The following is a 19,923-nucleotide window of genomic DNA, read 5'->3' as shown; positions in this document are numbered from 1 at the left end:
TCATAAAGTCATGGCCAACGCCATTTCCGCCAATCGGGCCGAACTGATCGCCATCGCCAATTCGGTGGCCAGCGAAAAGATGATCGACAAGGCCATCGTCATCGAGGCGATGGAAGACGCGATCCAGCGCGCCGCGCGCGCCCGCTATGGCGCCGAAAACGACATTCGCGCCAAGCTGGACCCGGACAGTGGCGACCTGCGCCTGTGGCGCGTCGTCGAAGTGGTCGAGGCGGTTGACGACTATTTCAAGCAGGTGGACCTGAAGCAGGCGCAGAAGCTGAAGAAGGACGCCGTGATCGGCGACTTCATCGTTGATCCGCTGCCCCCGATCGACCTGGGCCGCATCGACGCCCAGTCGGCTAAGCAGGTCATCTTTCAGAAGGTGCGCGACGCCGAGCGCGAGCGCCAGTTCGAGGAATATAAGGACCGCGTGGGTGAGATCATCACCGGCGTCGTCAAGTCGGTCGAGTTCGGCCATGTCGTCGTGAACCTTGGCCGCGCCGAAGGCGTGATCCGCCGCGATCAGCAGATCCCGCGCGAAGTCGTGCGCGTCGGCGACCGCATCCGCTCGGTCGTGCTGAACGTGCGCCGCGAAAATCGCGGGCCGCAGATTTTCCTGAGCCGCGCGCATCCCGAGTTCATGAAGAAGCTGTTCGCGCAGGAAGTCCCCGAAATCTACGACGGCGTCATCACCATCATGGCCGCCGCCCGCGATCCGGGTTCGCGCGCCAAGATCGGCGTCATCAGCCGCGACGGCAGCATCGATCCGGTTGGCGCCTGCGTCGGCATGAAGGGCAGCCGCGTGCAGGCCGTCGTGCAGGAAATGCAGGGCGAAAAGATCGACATCATTCCGTGGTCGGAAGATACCGCGACGTTCGTCGTCAACGCTTTGCAGCCCGCACAGGTCGCCCGCGTCGTCATCGATGAAGAAGAAGAGCGTATCGAAGTCGTCGTACCTGACGATCAGCTGTCGCTCGCCATCGGCCGTCGCGGCCAGAATGTCCGCCTCGCCAGCCAGCTGACCGGCAAGGCGATCGACATCATGACCGAAGCCGACGCCAGCGAGAAGCGCCAGAAGGAATTCGTCGCCCGTTCCGAAATGTTCCAGAACGAACTGGACGTGGACGAGACGCTGTCGCAGCTGCTGGTCGCCGAAGGCTTTGGCGAACTGGAAGAAGTCGCCTATGTCGAGGTGGACGAACTGGCTGCGATCGAAGGCTTCGACGAGGAACTGGCCGCCGAGCTGCAGAGCCGTGCGCAGGAAGCGCTGGAACGCCGCGAACAGGCTGCCCGCGAAGAGCGCACCGCTCTGGGTGTCGAGGATGCGCTGGCCGACATGCCGCATTTGACCGAAGCGATGCTGGTCACGCTGGGCAAGGCGGGCATCAAGACGCTGGACGATCTGGCCGACCTCGCCACCGACGAACTGGTGCAGAAGAAGCGCGTCGACCAGCGTCGCCGCAAGTCGGACAGCAACAGCGACGACAAGGGTGGCATCCTGGCCGCCTATGGCCTGAGCGACGAGCAGGGCAATGAGATCATCATGGCCGCCCGCGCGCACTGGTTCGAAGAGGAAGCGTAAGTCTCCATGGCTTTTGTCGGCATCCTGTCAGCATATTGCACCCGGTCGCTCATGCAGCGGCCGGGCGTGCTGGCGGCTGTCGATGTTAAATCTCTAACAAGGGAGGACGCCAATGTTGCGGACACTCCCCGATGAGAGAATAGCGCTCCTCGACAGCGTTGGTCTTGCCCTTTCATCCGTTTTGGCGGAGGGGCACGCATGACCGAACGCAAATGCATATTGACCGGCGACCGCGCCGATCCCGAAACGCTGATCCGGCTGGCCATAGGCCCCGAAGGACAGGTGCTGCCCGACATCCGCGCCAAGGCGCCGGGGCGGGGTGCCTGGGTCGGTGTGTCGCGGGCCGAACTGGAAACGGCGCTGGCCAAGGGCAAGCTGAAGGGCGCGCTCGCCCGGTCGTTCAAGGACGGCGCGCTTCTGATTCCTGATTCCCTGCCCGACATGATCGAGGCGGGGTTGCGCAAGGCGCTGCTCGACCGGCTGGGGCTGGAGGCGCGGGCCTCCATGCTGCTGACCGGTTCCGAAAAAATCGATGTCGCCTGCCGCAAGGGGCAGGTACAATTGCTGCTCCACGCCGGCGATGCGGCGGCGGACGGCAATCGCAAGCTGGACCAGGCCTATCGGGTCGGACAGGAAGCGGAAGGTACGGATTTGGCAGGCATCACCTTGCCTGTGGACCGCGACGCCCTATCTATGGCAATGGGGCGCGATAATGTCGTCCATATCGCGGTGACCGACTCGCGGGCAGCTTCGCGCCTGCGCGCGGCCATAGGCCGCTTGGAAAGCTATCTGGGTTGCGCTAACGGGGCGCCAGTGCATGAGGAGCATGTCTCCGCTGATGCGCCGGCCGTCCCTGATTAGGCATTGCCCGGCAGCATTGAAGATAGAAGGGCGTCGGCGGGCCTATCCGGCCGAAGCGGAAGTGAAGGGTTAAGTTCGATCGTATGAGTGACAGCAAGGAAGACAAGCCGGTTCTGGGTCGCAAGCCGCTGGGCATCAAGCGGACCGTGGAATCCGGCCAGGTGCAGCAGCAGTTCAGCCATGGCCGCAAGAATACGGTCGTGGTTGAGGTGAAGCGGCGCCGCGTCCTGGGCAAGCCCGGTGAGACGACCGGTGGCGCGCCTGCGGCTGCGCCCCAGGCCGAACAGCCCGCACCGGCGCCCGTCGCGCCGCGCCCCGCTGCCCCTGCGCCGCAACAGACCCGCGCGCCCCAGCCCGCCCCCGTGCGGCAGGCGCCGCCGCAGAGCCTGATGTCGCGTCAGGAATTGCAGGCCAAGCTGCTGCGTGAGGCCGAAGAGGCCCGCATGACTGCGCTGGAAGATGCGCGCCGTCGTGAAGATGCCGCGCGCCTTGCCGCCAGCGAGGAAGAAAAGCGCCGCGCCGAGGAAAATCGCCAGGCGGCCGAAGCCGCCGAAGCCGCGGCTGCTGCTGCGCCTGCCCCCGTCGAAGAATCCGCGCCGCAGCCGGTTGCCGAGGCACCTGCTGCACCAGCGGCTGCGCCGGCCAAAGCTGAAACCGCGCCTGCCGCAGCAGCACCCGCTGCCGCGCCGGCCAACACGGCCGAACGCCCCGCCAGCACGGCCGCTGCCGTGCCGCCGCCGCGCCGCTTCACCCCGGTTACCCCGGCCAAGCGCCCCGAGCCGGCCAAGCCCGATCGTGCCAAGAAGGGCGAGGATAATCGTCGCCAGTCCGGCAAGCTGACCGTCACCAAGGCGCTGGCCGATGACGACAGCGCTCGCGCCCGTTCGCTGGCTGCGCTCAAGCGCGCCCGTGAAAAGGAACGTCGTGCCCATTATGCCGGCGGTGCCCAGCCGCGCGACAAGCAGGTCCGCGACGTCGTGGTGCCCGAAAGCATCACGGTTCAGGAACTGGCCAACCGTATGGCCGAAAAGGGCGCGGACCTGGTCAAGGCCCTGTTCAAGATGGGCACGGCCGTCACGCTCAATCAGCCGATCGATCAGGATACGGCGGAGCTGCTGGTCGAGGAATTCGGCCACCGCATCCAGCGCGTGTCCGAAGCCGACGTCGAAATCGGCATGGAAGGCGAGGCTGACGCGCCCGAAACGCTGAAGCATCGCGCGCCAGTCGTGACGATCATGGGCCATGTCGACCATGGCAAGACCTCGCTGCTCGACGCGCTGCGCGGGACCGATGTGGTTGCCGGCGAAAGCGGCGGCATCACCCAGCATATCGGCGCCTATCAGGTGACGACCAAGGGGGGCGATGTCATCACCTTCCTCGATACGCCGGGTCACGAGGCTTTCTCGGAAATGCGCGCCCGTGGCGCCAACGTCACCGACATCGTCATCCTGGTGGTGGCGGCCGACGACGGCCTGATGCCGCAGACGATCGAAGCCATCAACCATACCAAGGCGGCCGGCGTTCCGATGATCGTGGCGATCAACAAGAGCGACAAGCCCGAAGCCAATCCGCAGAAGGTGCGCGAGCGCCTGCTGGAGCATGAGATCGTGGTCGAGGACATGGGCGGCGACGTCCAGGATGTCGAAGTGTCCGCGCTCAAGAAGACCGGCCTCGACGAACTGATCGAGAAGATCCTGCTTCAGGCCGAAGTCATGGAGCTGACCGCCAACCCCGATCGCTCGGCCGAAGGCAATGTGATCGAGGCGCAGCTGGACAAGGGCCGTGGCGCCGTCGCCACCGTGCTGGTCCGCAAGGGTACGCTGAAGATCGGCGATACCTTCGTCATCGGCTCGGAAAGCGGCAAGGTGCGCGCGCTGGTCAACGACAAGGGCCAGCAGGTGAAGAGCGCAGGGCCGTCGACTCCGGTCGAGGTGCTGGGCCTGTCCGGCGTGCCCAAGGCCGGCGATCAGCTGACCGTCGTGGAAAATGAAGCCCGCGCCCGCGAAGTTGCCGCCTATCGTCAGGAACAGGAAACCAAGAAGCGCACCACCACGGCGCCGACCAGCTTCGAACATATGTTCTCGGCTCTGAACACCACCGTCATCGAATATCCGGTGGTGGTGAAGGGCGACGTGCAGGGTTCGGTCGAAGCGATCGTGTCGTCGCTCAACAAGATTTCGACCGACGAGATCAAGGTGCGCATCCTGCATTCGGGCGTCGGCGCGATCACCGAAAGCGACGTCACGCTGGCTGCCGCCAGCCGCGCGCCGCTGATCGGCTTCAACGTGCGTCCCAATGCCAAGGCGCGTCAGCTGGCGGAGCGCGAGAAGATCTCGCTGCGCTATTATGACGTGATCTACGACCTTCTTGAAGAAGTGCGTGGCGAAATGGCGGGCCAGCTGGCGCCCGAGCGCATCGAAACGATCGTGGGTCGTGCCGAAGTGCTTCAGGTGTTCCCGGCAGGCAAGAAGGACAAGGCGGCTGGTCTGCTCGTCCTGGACGGCATCATCCGCAAGGGGCTGTCGGCACGTCTCACCCGGTCGGACGTCATCGTGTCGCGCACCAACATCGCGTCGCTGCGTCGCTTCAAGGACGATGTGTCCGAAGTGCGCGCCGGCATGGAGTGCGGTGCGGTCCTTCAGGACACGAACGACATCAAGGTCGGCGATACGCTGGAACTGTTCGAGGTCGAAGAGCGTCAGCGCACGCTGTAACAGGAAAGTGCGTCACCCCGGCAAACGCTGGGGTGACGTGGATTATTTATGGCCCAACAACAATCCGAAGGCCCCTCCGTCCGCCTGCTGCGCGTAGGTGAGCAGGTGCGCCATGTCCTGTCGGACATTCTCCAGCGCGGCGACGTGCATGACGATGTGCTGGCGAAACATGTCGTCAGCGTCACCGAAGTGCGCATGTCGCCCGACCTGCGCCACGCGACCGTCTTCATCAAGTCGCTGCTGGGGCAGGATGAGGAAGCGGTGCTCAAGGCATTGCGGACCAATACTGCCTATCTGCAACGCGAAGTCGCGCACCGCATTCGCCTGAAATATGCGGCGAAGCTGAAATTCCTGGCGGACGAGAGCTTCGACGAAGGCAGCCACATCGACAAGCTGCTGCGCGATCCCAAGGTTGCGCGCGACTTGACGCCGGACGAGGGCGAAGATTGACTCGGTCGACGGTAAGACGCATCTTACCGCGATGAACGCCAAGACCACCCTGTCGGCAAAAGGCCAGGTCGTCATCCCCAAGGATGTGCGCGACCAGCTTGGCCTTGCGCCGGGACAAGTGCTGGACGTGGTACCGATGGGCGGCGGGGTGTTGCTGAGGCCCCGGCATAGGAAATCCGGCCGCAGCTTTGACGAGATCATGGCTTGCATCCGGTCACGCTATCAGCATCAGGGGCCGCCACTGTCCGTCGAGGCAATGCACGAGGCAGTCGCGAGTGTGTTTCGCGAGCGCAAGGATTGATGGCGGCCGCGATCGACACCAATGTGCTGGTGCGCTTCCTGACGGGCGATGATCCGGTACAGGCTACCACTGCCGCCGAACAGCTCAGTCAGGGATTCTTGATCTTGCCAACCGTGCTGGTCGAGACGGAATGGGTGTTGCGTGCCGGCTATGACTGGCCGCGCGAACGAATAGAAGCGGCCTTTCGCGACGTTGTGGATTTGCCCGAAGCTATCGGCGTGCCCGCCGGAATGGATTGGGTGTTGGACCGGTTTTCCGCCGGCGCCGATTTTGCGGATATGATGCACCTGTCCATGGCTGGCGACGCGGACGCGTTTCTGACATTTGATCGGCAGATCGAAAAACGGGTGGGGGATTCGGCGCCTGTCGCCGTCATCACCTTAATATGATCGGGGATTACATCATGCGGGCTTTCTGGTTATCTTGCGCTCTGCTGTCCTGCGCGGCCGCACCATCCATCGCCAAACAGCCCGCCATCCATCCCGCCGTCATCGCTGATCCGAAACCCGACGCTGCCCATCCCGCCGGCATGAGCGCCTTCGTCATCCCGGTCGAGGATGGGGCGATGAATGCGGTGATGTATACCGCCGCCGGATCGGGCATCCATCCCACGCTGCTGCTGCTCCACGGTTTCCCCGGCAATGAGCAGAATCTGGACTTGGCGCAGGCGGCGCGGCGGGCCGGGTGGAATGTGCTGACGCTGCATTATCGCGGGTCGTGGGGCAGCCCCGGCACCTTTTCCTTCGGCCATGCATCGGACGACGCCTTCGCCGCCCTGCAATATCTGCAACAGCCCTCGATCGTGGCGAAATATCGTATCGATACCAGCGCGATCGCGGTCGCGGGGCACAGCATGGGCGGCTTCATGGCGGCCGATGCCGCCGCCGCCGATCCGCGCGTCGCCGGTCTGTTCCTGATCGACCCCTGGGATCCGGCGCAGACCGTCGCGTCGCTGGCCAGTGCCGAGGGCGAGGCGGGCTGGAAGGCGGAAGTGGCGGGCGACCTGCCGCCGCTCCATGGGGCGACCTATGAAAGCCTGACCGGCGAGATCAAGGCGGATGGACAGAAGTTCGATCTGGGCCGGCGGCTGGCCGGCTATGCCCGCCGCCCGTTGACTATCATCGGGGCGGAGCGGGGGATTGGCGCCATGGCGCGCAAGGTCGCTGCCGATGCGCAGGGCGCCAACCCGGATTCGCGGCTGATGGTCTGGCCGACCGATCATAGCTTCTCCGACAGCCGCATCGCGCTGGCCGATGCGCTGGTGCGATTCCTGGCGGGCGTGGCGCCGACCATTCGGTAGATTCCAAGCCGCGAATGGCACCCGTTCGCCCTGAGCCTGTCGAAGGGTAGTCCTTTCTTTCAGTGTTGATAAGAAAGAAGGGGCTTCGACAAGCTCTCCTGGGCAAAGCCGAAGGGCCGAACGGTGTAGGGTGAGGATTCGCGCCAATCCATGTCCGTCTTGCACGGATATTTCCATCTGCCGTGAAATCGCTCTATGCGCAGGGGCATGGCGAAACTCTATTTCTACTACAGCTCGATGAATGCGGGGAAATCGACCACCCTGCTGCAATCGGACTTCAACTATCGCGAGCGCGGCATGGACACGATGTTGTGGACCGCCGCGCTGGACGATCGCTACGGCCATGGCCGGATCGTGTCGCGCATCGGGCTGGAGGCGGGCGCGCATTTGTTCGATCCGCAGGTCGATATCTTTGCCGCCATCGCCGCGCAGCATCAGGCGACGCCTTTGTCCTGCGTGCTGCTGGACGAAGCGCAGTTCCTGACCGAGGCGCAGGTGTGGCAATTGGGTGCGGTATGCGACCGGCTCAGCATCCCGGTCCTCTGCTACGGCATCCGCACCGATTTTCAGGGACAGCTTTTCCCCGGCAGTGCGGCGCTGCTGGGGCTGGCCGACACGCTGAGCGAGATCAAGACGATCTGCGAATGCGGGCGCAAGGCGACGATGAACCTGCGCGTCGATGGCGCGGGCAGGGCGATCCGGCAGGGCGACCAGACAGAGATTGGCGGCAACGACCGTTATGTGGCGCTGTGTCGCCGGCATTTTGTGGAGCAGATGCAGGGATGAACCGGATGAAGCAATTGCTGGCGCCGATCGACGTGCCGGGCCTGTATCTGGAGCAGTTGCGGGCAGAGCATCGCGAGGCGCTGCGCCCGCTGTGCCCGATGGACGATCCGGTGTGGGAGATTTTTCCGGCCAACTGGTCGGGGGATCATTTCGACGCGATATTCGACGCGACCATCGCCAACCCTGACCGCTTTCCTTTCCTGATCCGCGCCGATGGAGCGCCTGTCGGCATGTCCGGATTCCTGCGCGTCCATGCGGCCGACAACTGGCTGGAACTGGGCGGCACCTATATGACGCCGGCGGCGCGCGGCACGGGCCTGAATGGCCGGATCAAGCCGTTGCTGATCGGCCGCGCGCTGGATTGTGGCTTTACCCGCATCGAATTCTGCATCGACCAGCGTAATGTCCGGTCGCAAAAGGCGGTGGAGAAGCTGGGCGCGGTGCGCGAGGGCGTGTTGCGCAAGCAGCGCATCACATGGACCGGGCATGTCCGCGATACGGTGATCTATTCGATCCTGGCCGATGAATGGCGCGCGCGGATCAACTGATTGCCGCGATCCAGTCCGGCAGGTCGGCGAGGCGCTCCAGTTGCGTGAAGCAGGGATGATCGGTCGGGGCAGGGGCGCTTTCATGCACCCATGCGCCATCCTGTGGAATGAACGCCGCCCATGCCCCGGCTTCCAACGCGGGCAATATGTCGGAACGCATGGAATCGCCTGCCATTACCGCTTCTTGCGGGGCGATATTCCAACGCGAAAAGAGCGTGCGGAACGTGTCCACTTTCTTGTCGCTGACGATTTCGATGCCGGAAAATAGGTCGCCCAGGCCCGACGCGGCCAGCTTGCTTTCCTGATGGAGCAGGTCGCCCTTGGTCACCAGCACCAGCGGAGCAATCTTTGCAAGCCGCTCCAGCGTGTCTTCGACGCCGTCGAACAGGTCGACGGGATGCGCCATCAAGGCCCGGCCCGCCGCCAATATTCCCCTGATCGTTTCGGTGGAGAGTTTGTCGCCCGCCAGGTCCATCGCCGTCTCGATCATCGAGAGAGTGAAGCCCTTGGCGCCGTAGCCATAGAGCGGCAGATTGCGAATTTCGCACGCGATCATGCGTTCGCGGGTCACATCGGCGGCGGCGAACGGGCGTAGCATGTCGAACAGTGCAGTTTCGGTCGCGTGGAAATGGCGCATATTGTGCCAGAGCGTGTCGTCGGCATCGAGGCAGATGAGCTTGATGGTCATGGCGGTCCACTAACGCATTAAGGGCTGACAGGACAGGGGCGGAGGGGTAAGCGCGCCGCCATGCACGGCTGGATCATTCTCGACAAACCCCATGGCCTCGGTTCCACGCAGGCAGTGAGCGCGGTGAAGCGCGCGTTGCGGACCCAGCGGGAAGTGCTGGGCGGAACGGAAAAATGGAAGGTCGGCCATGGCGGTACGCTTGATCCGCTGGCGACCGGCGTGCTGCCGATCGCGGTGGGGGAAGCGACCAAGCTGGCCGGGCGGATGCTCGACAGCGACAAGATCTACGATTTTACAATCGCGTTCGGCACGCAGACCGACACGCTCGATCTGGAGGGGAAAGTGATTGCGGAAAGCGATCATCTTCCTGCGCTCGCCGATGTAGAAGCCATCCTGCCGCGCTTCATTGGCCCGATCGAGCAGGCGCCGCCGGCTTACAGCGCTATCCTGATCGATGGCCAGCGCGCCTATGACCTCGCCCGCAAGGGGGAGGCGGTCGAAATGAAGCTGCGCAGTGTTACTATTCATGCACTTACCCCCGTTCGGTTCGAGCGTGTCGAGAACGCAGGGCAAGGGTTCTCGACGGGCTCGAACCGAACGGAGGAAGATAGGCTGGCCTCCGTCACCCTTACCGCCCATGTGTCCAAGGGCACCTATATCCGCTCCCTAGCCCGCGACATATCGCTGGCGCTGGGCACGGTCGGCCATGTCACCATGCTGCGGCGGATCAAGGCCGGGCCGTTCACGCTGGAAACCGCGATTTCGCTGGACAAACTGGACGAAGCTGCTAGGGGCGGCGCAATCGGCGGACTTATGCTGCCGTTGACCGCAGGGCTGGACGACATCCCGGCTCTTGCAGTCTCTCCCGATGACGCACTGGCTCTCCGACAGGGGAAGGTGCTGTCGGGGTCCGACATTGCCACCGGTCTTCATCTGGCGTTCGACGGGGATATTCCCGTGGCGCTGGTCGAAGCACAGGACGGAGACATCCGGGTAGTGCGTGGATTTAACCTGATGCCGAAGGAAGAAGACAGATGACGATCACTGCCGAGCGCAAGGAAGCGCTTATCAAGGAATATGCCCGCGCTGAGGGTGACACCGGTTCGCCGGAAGTCCAGGTTGCGATCCTGACGGAACGCATCACCAACCTGACCGAGCATTTCAAGGGTCATCACAAGGATAACCACAGCCGCCGCGGCCTGCTGATGCTGGTCAACAAGCGTCGTTCGCTGCTGGACTATCTGAAGAAGAAGGATGCGGGTCGCTACACCGACCTCATCACCAAGCTGGGCCTGCGCAAGTAAGCCTGCTAATAAGGGACGGCCCCATTCGGGGCCGTTTCCGATTCTGGAATGGGGCGCAATCCGGCGCCCTGTTGCATATCAGGGACCAGATGATGTCCCGAAACCGATGCGGGCCGGTTTAGTCCGCATGACAGGCCCCGCCCGGCAATAGGGCCAGGTGGGCGAAGGAAAATACACATGTTCGATGTAAAGAAAGTTTCGATCGAGCTGGGCGGCAAGACGCTGACCCTCGAAACCGGTCGTATCGCGCGTCAGGCCGATGCCGCCGTTCTGGCGACCTATGGCGAAACCGTGGTGCTGTGCGCCGTAACCGCCGCCAAGAGCGTGAAGGAAGGTCAGGACTTCTTCCCGCTGACCGTCCATTATCAGGAAAAATATTCGGCTGCTGGCCGCATTCCGGGTGGCTTCTTCAAGCGTGAACGTGGCGCGACGGAAAAGGAAACGCTGGTTTCCCGCCTGATCGACCGCCCGATCCGCCCGCTGTTCCCCGAAGGTTTCTACAACGAAATCAACGTGATCGCGCAGGTTCTGTCGTTCGACGGTGAAAGCGAACCCGATATCGTGGCGATGATCGCCGCGTCGGCCGCGCTGACCCTGTCGGGCGTGCCCTTCATGGGCCCGATCGGCGCTGCCCGCGTCGGTTACAAGGATGGCGAATATCAGCTCAACCCGAGCCTTGACGAAGTGAAGACCGGCGAACTCGACCTGGTCGTCGCCGCCACCGGCAACGCCGTGATGATGGTCGAATCCGAAGCCAAGGAACTGTCGGAAGACGTCATGCTGGGCGCCGTCCTGTTCGCGCATGAAGCGTCGAAGAAGGTCGCCAACGCGATCATCGATCTGGCCGAAAAGGCGGCGAAGGACCCGTGGGAAGTCGCCAAGGGCGATAACCTGGAAGACCTGAAGAAGAAGCTGAAGAAGCTGATCGGCAAGGACATCACGGCCGCCTACAAGCTGACCGACAAGTCGGCCCGTTCCAACGCCCTGAACGAAGCCCGCGCCAAGGCGAAGGCATCCTTCACCGCCGAAGGCCTGGACGCCCAGACCGTGATGGCCGGCATCAAGCTGACCAAGAAGCTGGAAGCCGAAATCGTGCGCGGTGCCATCCTGAAGGACGGCAAGCGCATCGACGGCCGTACCACCACGCAGATCCGTCCGATCGAAGCGATGGTCGGCTTCCTGCCGCGTACCCATGGTTCCGCCCTGTTCACGCGCGGTGAAACGCAGTCGATCTGCACCACCACGCTGGGCACCAAGGATGCCGAGCAGATGATCGACGGCCTGACCGGCCTGCATTATGAAAATTTCATGCTGCACTATAACTTCCCGCCCTATTCGGTCGGTGAAGTCGGTCGCTTCGGCGCGCCGGGTCGTCGTGAAGTGGGCCATGGCAAGCTGGCATGGCGTGCGCTGCACCCCGTCCTGCCCAGCAAGGACGAGTTCCCCTACACCATCCGCGTCCTCTCGGACATCACCGAATCGAACGGTTCTTCCTCGATGGCCACCGTCTGCGGCGGTTCGCTCTCGATGATGGACGCCGGTGTGCCCCTGAAGCGCCCCGTGTCGGGCATCGCCATGGGCCTGATCCTGGAAGGCAAGAATTTCGCTGTCCTCAGCGACATCCTTGGCGACGAGGATCATCTGGGCGACATGGACTTCAAGGTGGCCGGTACCGAAGAAGGTATCACCACCATGCAGATGGACATCAAGGTTGCCGGCATCACGCAGGAAATCTTCGAAGTCGCGCTGCGTCAGGCCAAGGAAGGCCGCGCGCACATCCTGGGTGAGATGAGCAAGGCGCTGTCCTCGACCCGCACCGAGCTTTCGGCCCATGCCCCGCGCATCGAGACGATCCAGATCGACAAGTCGAAGATCCGCGACGTCATCGGCACCGGCGGGAAGGTCATTCGCGAAATCGTCGCCGAAACCGGCGCGAAGGTCGACATTGACGACGAAGGCATCATCAAGATCAGCTCGTCCGACATCGCCCAGATCGAAGCCGCGAAGAAGTGGATTCTCGGCATCGTCGAGGAAGCCGAAGTCGGCAAGATCTACACCGGCAAGGTCGTCAACATCGTCGATTTCGGTGCGTTCGTGAACTTCATGGGTGGCAAGGACGGCCTCGTCCACGTCAGCGAAATGAAGAATGAGCGCGTCGAAAAGCCGACCGACGTCGTGTCGGAAGGCCAGGAAGTGAAGGTCAAGGTTCTCGAAATCGATCCGCGCGGCAAGGTTCGCCTGTCCATGCGCGTCGTCGATCAGGAAACCGGCGCCGAATTGGAAGACACTCGTCCGGCCCGCGAACCGCGTGAACCGCGCGGTGACCGTGGTGAAGGCCGTGGGGATCGGGGCGACCGTGGCCGTGGTCCGCGTCGTGATGGCGGTGACCGTGGCGGTCGCGGTGGCGATCGTGGTCCGCGCCGTGATGGTGGCGACCGTGGTCCCCGTCGTGAACGCAGCGAAGGCGGCAATGACGACGGTCCGGCGCCGGGCGGTCTGCCCGACTTCCTGACCCAGGACTAAGAACATTCTGAAGTCGGCGGGAACAGCCGACGGCTTGCAGAATGTGAAAAACAAAAAAGCATCGTCCCGGTCGCAAGATCGAACGACGCATGAAACGGGGTGTCCGGTCAGCAGGGCGCCCCGTTTTTGCATTTGCTTTTCCACGCGCTAACTTCGATCAAGGAAGCGGGGCAAGGTTCTGATAGTGTAACGACGGTCAGATGGGGGGTTCGTGGTGCAGCGAAGGAATGAGCGCTTTGTCGAACGCCTGCCGCTCGTGCTCGACCGGCCGCTTTATGCCTATGTACTGACGACCATTTTCTGCGCGTCGGCGCTGCTGCTGCGCATCGCGGCGGACCCTTTGCTGCCGGTCGGCTATCCCTTCGTCACCTTCTTCCCGGCTGTCATCCTCTCCTCCTTTCTGTTCGGCGTCAGGCCCGGCATCTTCGCCGGCCTGCTGTGCGGGATCATATCCTGGTATGTCTTCATCCCGCCGCATAACGGCTTCGCGATCAATCCGGCGGTCGTCGTCGCGATGCTGTTCTATACCGGGGTCGTGGCCGTCGATATCGCGCTGATCCACTTCATGCAGCGCGCCAATTTCAACCTGGCGGTGGAACGGGAGCGTAGCCGTACCCTGGCGGACAATCGCGAACTGCTGTTCCAGGAATTGCAGCATCGCGTGTCGAACAATTTGCAGGTGGTTGCCGCCATGCTCGCGCTCCAGCGCCGCCATGTCGATCATGATGTCGCCCGGCGCGCGCTGGACGATGCGTCGGAGCGGGTGGGGCTGGTCGGACGGATCAGCCGGGCGCTCTATGATCCATCGGGCGCGGGGCAGGACATGCACGGTTTCCTGTCGATGCTGACCGCCGATATCATGGATGCCAGCGGGCGGCGCGATGTGACGCTGAGCGTGGCCGCGCCGGCGGACCTGCGGCTCGATCCCAATATCACGGTGCCGTTGGCGCTGATCGTGGCGGAATCGGTCAGCAACGCGATCGAACATGGGCTTCCCGATCGGGCCGGCCATATTCATGTCGCGATGGAGGCGAGGGAAGGCGTGCTGGCGCTGGAGGTGGCCGACAATGGACAGGGGCTGGCGCCCGGCAGTGAAGCGAGCGAATCCCTTGGCCTGCGCATCGCGCATGCGCTGGCGGCGCAGTTGGGCGGGCATTTCACGCTGAGCGCCGCGCCGCGGGGCGGGGCGATCGCCCGGCTGGAGCTGCCCGCCGCGTCACCCTGTTGAAGGGCCTGTTGCGCAAGCCGCATTCTGCCGCTTGGCGAGGGCGTGTCCCTCGGCTATGACCCGGCCATGCTGACGAAAACCCTGACGCGCATCGGCGCGGCCACCGCCCTGGTCCTGATCGCCTCGCCCGTGCTCACCGGCTGCTCCACATCGAAGAACAAGGCCGACACCCTCTATGTCGCCCGCGACGTGTCGACCCTGTACAACAGCGGCAAGGCGCGTCTCGATCGTGGTCAGTACAAGCTCGCCGCCGCCCTGTTCGATGAAGTCGAGCGCCAGCACCCCTATTCGCCCTGGGCGCGTCGGGCGCAGCTGATGTCGGCGTTCAGCTATTATATGAACCAGGATTATAGCGAATCCATCGCCGCGTCGCAGCGCTTCCTGTCGATCCATACCGGCAACAAGGACGCGCCCTACGCTTATTATCTGATCGCGCTCTGCTATTATGAGCAGATTGCCGACGTTACCCGCGACCAGAAGATCACGCAGCAGGGCCTCGACGCGCTGGGCGAACTGATCCGCCGCTATCCCGACACCCGCTACGCCGCCGACGCGCGGCTGAAGGTCGATCTGGTGAACGACCATCTGGCCGGCAAGGAAATGGAAATCGGCCGCTTCTACCAGCGCCGGGGCCAGTGGCTCGCCGCCACGCTGCGTTTCCGGACCGTGATCGACAAATATCAGACGACCACGCACACGCCGGAGGCTCTGGAGCGTCTGGTCGAATCCTATCTGTCGCTCGGCATCCCCGCCGAAGCGCAGAAGGCCGCTGCCGTGCTGGGCCGCAACTATCCCGGCACCAAATGGTATGAGCGCAGCTACAAGCTGATGCAGCAGCATGGCGGCAAGGCCTGATCTTAGTCTATTCCCCTCCCTCTTAGGGAGGGGTTAGGGGTGGGTCGCGCGCGAAGCGAGCGTCCAACCTCGCCGTTGCAAGGCGCCGCTGATGCGGCGCACCCACCCCCGGCCCCTCCCTGGAAGGGAGGGGGGAGTCCTGCTTTTTGCTGACCTCGCTCGCCATCCGCAATGTCGTGCTGATCGAGGCGCTGGACCTGGAGTTCGGCGCGGGCCTGTCCGTGCTGACTGGCGAGACGGGGGCGGGCAAGTCGATCCTGCTCGATTCGCTGGGGCTGGCTCTGGGCGCGCGCGCGGATAGCGGTCTGGTCCGCAATGGCGAGGCGCAGGCCAGCGTGGTCGCTACCTTTGAGCCACCCGCCGCCGATCATCGCGTCAGCGCGCTGCTGGCCGACAATGGCATCGATATCGAGCCGGGCGAACCTTTATTGATCCGCCGTCTGGTGAAGGCGGATGGCGGCAGCCGGGCCTTCGTCAACGATCAGCCCTGTTCGGCCGCACTGCTGCGCGACCTCGGCGGATCGCTGGTGGAAATTCACGGGCAGCATGATGATCGCGGCCTGCTCAATCCGCGCGGGCACCGGGCCTTGCTCGACAGTTATGGCCGTTGCGAGGCAGGGCTGGTTGCCACTGCCCATGCCGGCTGGCGCGTCGCTGCCACTGCGCTGGCCGATGCGCGCGAGACGGTGGACAATGCCGCGCGCGACCGCGACTATCTGACCCATGCGGTCGAGGAATTGCGCAAGTTCGCGCCCGAACCGGGTGAGGAAGCGACCTTGGCCGAGGAGCGCGCGGCCATGCAGAAGGGCGCGCGCCTGACCGATGACCTGATCGCGGTCAGCGATTGCCTGACCGGCTCCGACGGCGGTCTTGCCCAGTTGCGGCAGGCCGCGCGCCGGCTCGACCGCATCGCCGGCGAAGAGCCGCTGCTGAACGCCGTGCTGGAGGCGATCGACCGCGCGGTGGTGGAAGCGGGCGAGGCGGAGGACCGGCTGGTCGAAGCGGCCGAGGCGCTGAGTTTCGATCCCGCCCGGCTCGACGCGATTGAAACGCGCCTGTTCGATCTGCGCGGTCTGGCCCGCAAGCATCAGGTGCAGCCCGATGATCTGGCCGCCCTGCGCGACGAGATGGCGGCGAAGCTGGCCGCGATCGAGGGAGGGGAAGAGCATATCGCCGCGCTGGAAAAGGATGTGGCGGGCAAGGCCGACGCCTATCGCGCCGCCGCGCAGGCGCTGTCGGCCGAGCGGCAACTGGCGGCCGGGCGCCTCGACGCCGCCGTTGCGGGCGAACTGGCACCGCTGAAACTGGACGCCGCGCGCTTCCGCACCGTGGTGGCGCAGCTGGACGAGGGCCAGTGGAGCGCGCAGGGCATGGACCGGGTGGAGTTCGAAATCTCGACCAACCCCGGCGCGCCCTTCGCGCCGCTGGCGAAGATCGCGTCCGGCGGTGAATTGTCGCGCTTCATCCTGGCGCTCAAGGTCGCGCTGGCCGAGCGAGGCGGGGCGGACACTTTGATCTTTGACGAGATCGACCGGGGCGTGGGCGGCGCGGTGGCCGATGCGATCGGCGAGCGACTGGCCCGGCTGGCGCAGAGCAACCAGATCCTCGTCGTCACTCACAGTCCGCAGGTCGCGGCGCGGGGCGCAGGCCATATGCTGATCGCCAAGTCCAGCGACGGGACCGTGACCCGCACCGGCGTTCATGCGCTGAGCGATGCCGAGCGCCGCGAGGAAATCGCGCGCATGCTGTCGGGCGCGGAAATCACGGCGGAAGCGCGGGCCCAGGCGGAGCGGTTGTTGGAAGCTTGACACATCTTCCGTTCGGTTCGAGCTTGTCGAGAACTATCGCGCGGGGTTCTCGACAAGCTCGAACCGAACGGAGATTAGAGCGGATGACCCATAACCGCAGAGACATGCTCGGGCTGACTGCCGCCGCGATCGCGGCTGGCGCCATGCCCGCCGCCGCGCAGGAGGCAAGGCCGCGCTATGGCCTGATCGGCCAGATGCTGAGCATGCCCGGCAAGCGCGACGAACTGGTCGCCATCCTGACCGAAGCCACCGGCGGGATGCCCGGCTGTCTCTCCTATGTCGTGGCGCTCGACACGGCCAATGCGGACGCGATCTGGATCACCGAAATCTGGGACAGCCGCGAAAGCCATGCCGCCTCGCTCAAACTGCCCGCCGTCCGCGCGGCCATCGCGAAGGCACGGCCGATCATCGCGGACTTTCCGCAGCATTTCGAGACAGTGCCGGTGGCGGGGGTTTAAAGCGGTGACAGGTCGTTGGAATGTGAGTTCACGTTCATTGGAGACGGTCTGGACGAGGTTTGTATCCGCTATGGTCCTGCTGGTTGGCGGTGTGGGGCTTATCGCCTCGATCGCGGTCATTCTGCCGCTATTATTGTATGGATATCTTTGGTGGACATCTCTCGGCATGTCGGACCGGCTGGATCCGGTTGGGGATATATACTGGTCTGCGTGGACAGCGTTCGCTATCGCTCTGGCAGTCTTCCACATTTGGCTATGCCAGATGAAAATATTGAAAGCTCGTAGCGGAAGGGCTGCCGTTTTGTTCGTGATCCTGTCAGTTGTTGTTGTCGCCGCTTGCCCATCCAATTGGGGCTTTCACTCATGAATGAAGCCGATGCCGCCAACCGCCTGATGCGCCTTGCCCGGGAGGTTGCGAAGCATAACCGCCTCTATCACGATCAGGACGCGCCGGAGATCAGTGACGCGGACTATGACGCGCTGATCGCCGAGAATAATGCGCTGGAGGCGGCCTTTCCGCATCTGGTGCGTGCCGACTCGCCGAACGCGCAGGTGGGGTCCGCGCCCACGTCCGTGCTGAAGAAAGTGCCGCATGCCGTGCGCATGATGAGCCTCGACAACGGCTTTTCGGATGAGGATATCGGCGAATTCGTGGCGCGCGTTCGCCGCTTTCTCGCCCTGTCGGAAGATGCGTCCGTCGCGCTCACCGCCGAGCCGAAGATTGACGGCCTGTCCTGCTCGCTGCGCTATGAGCAGGGCGAACTGGTGCTGGCCGCGACGCGCGGCGACGGTACGACCGGCGAGGATGTCACCGCCAATGTCCGCACCATCGCCGACATTCCGCAGCGGCTGACCGGCCCGAACATCCCCGACCTGTTCGAGGTGCGCGGGGAGGTCTATATGGCCAAGGGCGATTTCGTGGCGCTCAACCAGCGCCTGCTTGCCGAAGCGGACGACCCGGAAAAGGCGCGCCAGTTCGCCAATCCGCGCAATGCCGCCGCCGGATCGCTGCGCCAGAAGGACGCGACCGTCACCGCTGCCCGGCCGCTGCGCTTTCTGGCCCATGGCTGGGGCGCGCACAGCGCGGTGCCCGCCGACACGCAACTGGGCGTGATGCAGGCGATCGCAAGCTGGGGCCTGCCGGTGTCGGACATGCTGGTCTGCGTCGACAGCCTGGACGCGCTGATCGCCCATTATCGCGGGATCGAAGCGAAACGCGCAGAGCTGCCCTTCGATATCGACGGGGTGGTTTACAAGGTCGACCGGCTCGACTGGCAACAGCGGCTGGGCTTCGTGGCGAAGGCGCCGCGCTGGGCCATTGCCCACAAGTTTCCGGCCGAGCGGGCGCAGACGACGCTGGAAGCGATCGACATTCAGGTCGGCCGCACCGGCAAGCTGACCCCCGTCGGCCGCCTGACGCCCGTGACCGTGGGCGGCGTGGTCGTGTCCAATGTGACGCTGCACAATGCCGACGAGATTGCCCGGCTGGGCGTGCGGCCCGGTGATCGCATCGTGGTGCAGCGTGCCGGAGACGTCATCCCGCAGGTGGTCGACAATCTGACCCGCGCGGAGGAACGCGAACCCTTTCCTTTCCCGACCCATTGCCCGGTTTGCCAGTCCGAGGCGGTGCGCGAGGAAGAAGAGGTGGATTATCGCTGCACCGGCGGCCTGATCTGTCCCGCGCAGCGGTTCGAGCGGCTGCGCCATTTCGTCAGCCGCGTGGCGCTGGATATCGAAGGGCTGGGGGAGAAGTCGATTCAGGAGTTTCTGGACCTCGGCTGGATCACCGAACCGGCCGACATTTTCCGCCTGAAAAGGCATCGTCCCGACCTGCTCGGCCGCGAAGGCTGGAAGGAAAAGTCGGTCGACAATCTGCTCGCCGCGATCGAGGCGAAGCGAGCGCCCGATGCGGCAAAACTGCTCTTTGGCCTTGGCATCCGCCATGTCGGCGCGGTGACGGCACGCGACCTGCTCAAGCGCTATACGACGCTGTCGGCGATCAGGGCGATTGGCGAAGAGATCATCGCTTTGCGCGCTGCGGCGGACCCGGCGGAAACGCAGGCCAAGCGCGACAAGGCGATCGCCGAACATATCGGCGTGGACAATGTCGGTGCGGCGGTGGGGCATGCGCTGGCCGACTTTTTCCACGAACCGCATAATGTGGAGGCGTGGGAAGACCTGCTGTCCGAAGTCTCGCCGCCCGATTATGTGGTCGAAACCACCGCCAGCGCCGTGACCGGCAAGACGGTCGTCTTCACCGGCAAGCTGGAGACTATGAGCCGCGACGAGGCGAAGGCGCAGGCCGAACGGCTGGGCGCCAAGGCGGCGGGATCGGTCAGCGCCAAGACCGATCTGGTCGTGGCTGGCCCCGGTGCGGGCAGCAAGATGAAGCAGGCTGCCGCGCTGGAGATCAAGGTCATCAGCGAAGCGGAATGGACGGAGATCGTCAAGGCTGCGGGATAACGCTTGTCTCCGTTCGTTGCGAGCCTGGTCGAGAAACGACAAGGGCGGTTCGAG

Annotated in this window: 18 protein-coding genes; 17 read left to right on the top strand and 1 reads right to left on the bottom strand. The window is 64.2% G+C overall.

Translation table 11 applies throughout. The annotated features are described in order from the left end of the window. The first annotated feature begins 10 nt into the window (after positions 1-10). The 9 genes from nusA to ACNHGR_RS08715 all read left to right on the top strand — a co-directional run bounded on the left by nusA (position 11) and on the right by ACNHGR_RS08715 (position 8,542). A complete protein-coding gene (gene nusA / locus ACNHGR_RS08755; protein ID WP_475285465.1) occupies positions 11-1,582 on the top strand; it encodes a transcription termination factor NusA in 1,572 nt (523 codons plus the stop codon). Between the two features lie 198 nt (positions 1,583-1,780). After that, positions 1,781-2,443 (top strand): DUF448 domain-containing protein, encoded by a 663-nt coding sequence (locus ACNHGR_RS08750; RefSeq protein WP_184266343.1) that lies wholly within the window; start codon positions 1,781-1,783, stop codon positions 2,441-2,443. An 83-nt stretch (positions 2,444-2,526) separates the two neighbouring features. Further along, positions 2,527-5,157 carry a translation initiation factor IF-2 gene (gene infB, locus ACNHGR_RS08745; protein WP_475285463.1) on the top strand — a complete coding sequence of 877 codons (2,631 nt, stop codon included), beginning with the start codon at positions 2,527-2,529 and terminating at the stop codon, positions 5,155-5,157. Positions 5,158-5,205: 48 nt separating this feature from the next. Beyond that, complete coding sequence (gene rbfA / locus ACNHGR_RS08740; RefSeq protein WP_184266337.1) at positions 5,206-5,607, top strand: 30S ribosome-binding factor RbfA; 402 nt, start codon at positions 5,206-5,208, stop codon at positions 5,605-5,607. Positions 5,608-5,638: 31 nt separating this feature from the next. Then, entirely contained in the window at positions 5,639-5,908 is a 270-nt protein-coding gene (locus ACNHGR_RS08735) for an AbrB/MazE/SpoVT family DNA-binding domain-containing protein (protein ID WP_475285460.1), read from the top strand. Further along, positions 5,908-6,297, top strand: a complete 390-nt coding sequence (locus ACNHGR_RS08730) for a type II toxin-antitoxin system VapC family toxin (protein WP_184266331.1) — start codon at positions 5,908-5,910, stop codon at positions 6,295-6,297. The genes ACNHGR_RS08735 and ACNHGR_RS08730 overlap by 1 nt, the downstream gene beginning before the upstream one ends. A gap of 14 nt (positions 6,298-6,311) precedes the next feature. After that, entirely contained in the window at positions 6,312-7,208 is an 897-nt protein-coding gene (locus tag ACNHGR_RS08725; protein WP_475285458.1) for an alpha/beta hydrolase family protein, read from the top strand. Between the two features lie 207 nt (positions 7,209-7,415). Next, positions 7,416-7,994: a thymidine kinase gene (locus ACNHGR_RS08720; RefSeq protein WP_475285456.1), complete on the top strand. Its 579-nt coding sequence runs from the start codon at positions 7,416-7,418 to the stop codon at positions 7,992-7,994. Then, entirely contained in the window at positions 7,991-8,542 is a 552-nt protein-coding gene (locus tag ACNHGR_RS08715; RefSeq protein ID WP_475285454.1) for a GNAT family N-acetyltransferase, read from the top strand. Before ACNHGR_RS08720 ends, ACNHGR_RS08715 begins: the two co-directional genes overlap by 4 nt. Here ACNHGR_RS08715 and ACNHGR_RS08710 read toward each other — a convergent pair. Next, a complete protein-coding gene (locus tag ACNHGR_RS08710) occupies positions 8,535-9,230 on the bottom strand; it encodes an HAD family hydrolase (protein ID WP_475285452.1) in 696 nt (231 codons plus the stop codon). The two genes, ACNHGR_RS08715 and ACNHGR_RS08710, sit on opposite strands and share 8 nt — an antisense overlap. Positions 9,231-9,290: 60 nt before the next feature. Between ACNHGR_RS08710 and truB the strand changes: the two genes are divergently transcribed. From truB to ligA, 8 genes are all read left to right on the top strand, one after another. Then, complete coding sequence (truB, locus tag ACNHGR_RS08705) at positions 9,291-10,268, top strand: tRNA pseudouridine(55) synthase TruB (RefSeq protein WP_475285450.1); 978 nt, start codon at positions 9,291-9,293, stop codon at positions 10,266-10,268. Next, complete coding sequence (gene rpsO / locus ACNHGR_RS08700) at positions 10,265-10,534, top strand: 30S ribosomal protein S15 (RefSeq protein ID WP_184266312.1); 270 nt, start codon at positions 10,265-10,267, stop codon at positions 10,532-10,534. The genes truB and rpsO overlap by 4 nt, the downstream gene beginning before the upstream one ends. Before the next feature lie 177 nt (positions 10,535-10,711). Beyond that, on the top strand, positions 10,712-13,057 hold the full coding sequence (gene pnp, locus ACNHGR_RS08695) for a polyribonucleotide nucleotidyltransferase (protein ID WP_475285448.1): 2,346 nt from the start codon (positions 10,712-10,714) through the stop codon (positions 13,055-13,057). A gap of 214 nt (positions 13,058-13,271) precedes the next feature. Next, entirely contained in the window at positions 13,272-14,285 is a 1,014-nt protein-coding gene (locus ACNHGR_RS08690; RefSeq protein WP_475285446.1) for a sensor histidine kinase, read from the top strand. A 66-nt stretch (positions 14,286-14,351) separates the two neighbouring features. Continuing rightward, positions 14,352-15,140: an outer membrane protein assembly factor BamD gene (locus ACNHGR_RS08685; protein ID WP_184266303.1), complete on the top strand. Its 789-nt coding sequence runs from the start codon at positions 14,352-14,354 to the stop codon at positions 15,138-15,140. A 146-nt stretch (positions 15,141-15,286) separates the two neighbouring features. Beyond that, complete coding sequence (recN, locus tag ACNHGR_RS08680) at positions 15,287-16,948, top strand: DNA repair protein RecN (RefSeq protein WP_475285444.1); 1,662 nt, start codon at positions 15,287-15,289, stop codon at positions 16,946-16,948. Positions 16,949-17,031: 83 nt separating this feature from the next. After that, positions 17,032-17,406, top strand: a complete 375-nt coding sequence (locus tag ACNHGR_RS08675; RefSeq protein WP_475285442.1) for a putative quinol monooxygenase — start codon at positions 17,032-17,034, stop codon at positions 17,404-17,406. 363 nt (positions 17,407-17,769) lie between these two features. Beyond that, entirely contained in the window at positions 17,770-19,869 is a 2,100-nt protein-coding gene (gene ligA / locus ACNHGR_RS08670) for an NAD-dependent DNA ligase LigA (RefSeq protein ID WP_475285440.1), read from the top strand. The last annotated feature ends 54 nt before the right edge of the window (positions 19,870-19,923 follow it).

The organism is Sphingobium sp. RS1, assembly GCF_056156825.1.
Note: the sequence above shows the minus strand (reverse complement) of the source record. Positions and strands in the feature narration are given on the sequence as shown.

Bases quoted from the DNA above. Each gene is read 5' to 3' on its own strand.
- ligA (WP_475285440.1), top strand. From the start codon at position 17,770: ATGAATGAAGCCGATGCCGCCAACCGCCTGATGCGCCTTGCCCGGGAG.
- nusA (WP_475285465.1), top strand. From the start codon at position 11: ATGGCCAACGCCATTTCCGCCAATCGGGCCGAACTGATCGCCATCGCC.
- rbfA (WP_184266337.1), top strand. From the start codon at position 5,206: ATGGCCCAACAACAATCCGAAGGCCCCTCCGTCCGCCTGCTGCGCGTA.
- infB (WP_475285463.1), top strand. From the start codon at position 2,527: ATGAGTGACAGCAAGGAAGACAAGCCGGTTCTGGGTCGCAAGCCGCTG.
- ACNHGR_RS08675 (WP_475285442.1), top strand. From the start codon at position 17,032: ATGACCCATAACCGCAGAGACATGCTCGGGCTGACTGCCGCCGCGATC.
- ACNHGR_RS08685 (WP_184266303.1), top strand. From the start codon at position 14,352: ATGCTGACGAAAACCCTGACGCGCATCGGCGCGGCCACCGCCCTGGTC.
- ACNHGR_RS08730 (WP_184266331.1), top strand. From the start codon at position 5,908: ATGGCGGCCGCGATCGACACCAATGTGCTGGTGCGCTTCCTGACGGGC.
- ACNHGR_RS08720 (WP_475285456.1), top strand. From the start codon at position 7,416: ATGGCGAAACTCTATTTCTACTACAGCTCGATGAATGCGGGGAAATCG.
- ACNHGR_RS08715 (WP_475285454.1), top strand. From the start codon at position 7,991: ATGAACCGGATGAAGCAATTGCTGGCGCCGATCGACGTGCCGGGCCTG.
- rpsO (WP_184266312.1), top strand. From the start codon at position 10,265: ATGACGATCACTGCCGAGCGCAAGGAAGCGCTTATCAAGGAATATGCC.
- ACNHGR_RS08750 (WP_184266343.1), top strand. From the start codon at position 1,781: ATGACCGAACGCAAATGCATATTGACCGGCGACCGCGCCGATCCCGAA.
- ACNHGR_RS08725 (WP_475285458.1), top strand. From the start codon at position 6,312: ATGCGGGCTTTCTGGTTATCTTGCGCTCTGCTGTCCTGCGCGGCCGCA.
- pnp (WP_475285448.1), top strand. From the start codon at position 10,712: ATGTTCGATGTAAAGAAAGTTTCGATCGAGCTGGGCGGCAAGACGCTG.
- ACNHGR_RS08735 (WP_475285460.1), top strand. From the start codon at position 5,639: ATGAACGCCAAGACCACCCTGTCGGCAAAAGGCCAGGTCGTCATCCCC.
- ACNHGR_RS08710 (WP_475285452.1), bottom strand. From the start codon at position 9,230: ATGACCATCAAGCTCATCTGCCTCGATGCCGACGACACGCTCTGGCAC.
- truB (WP_475285450.1), top strand. From the start codon at position 9,291: ATGCACGGCTGGATCATTCTCGACAAACCCCATGGCCTCGGTTCCACG.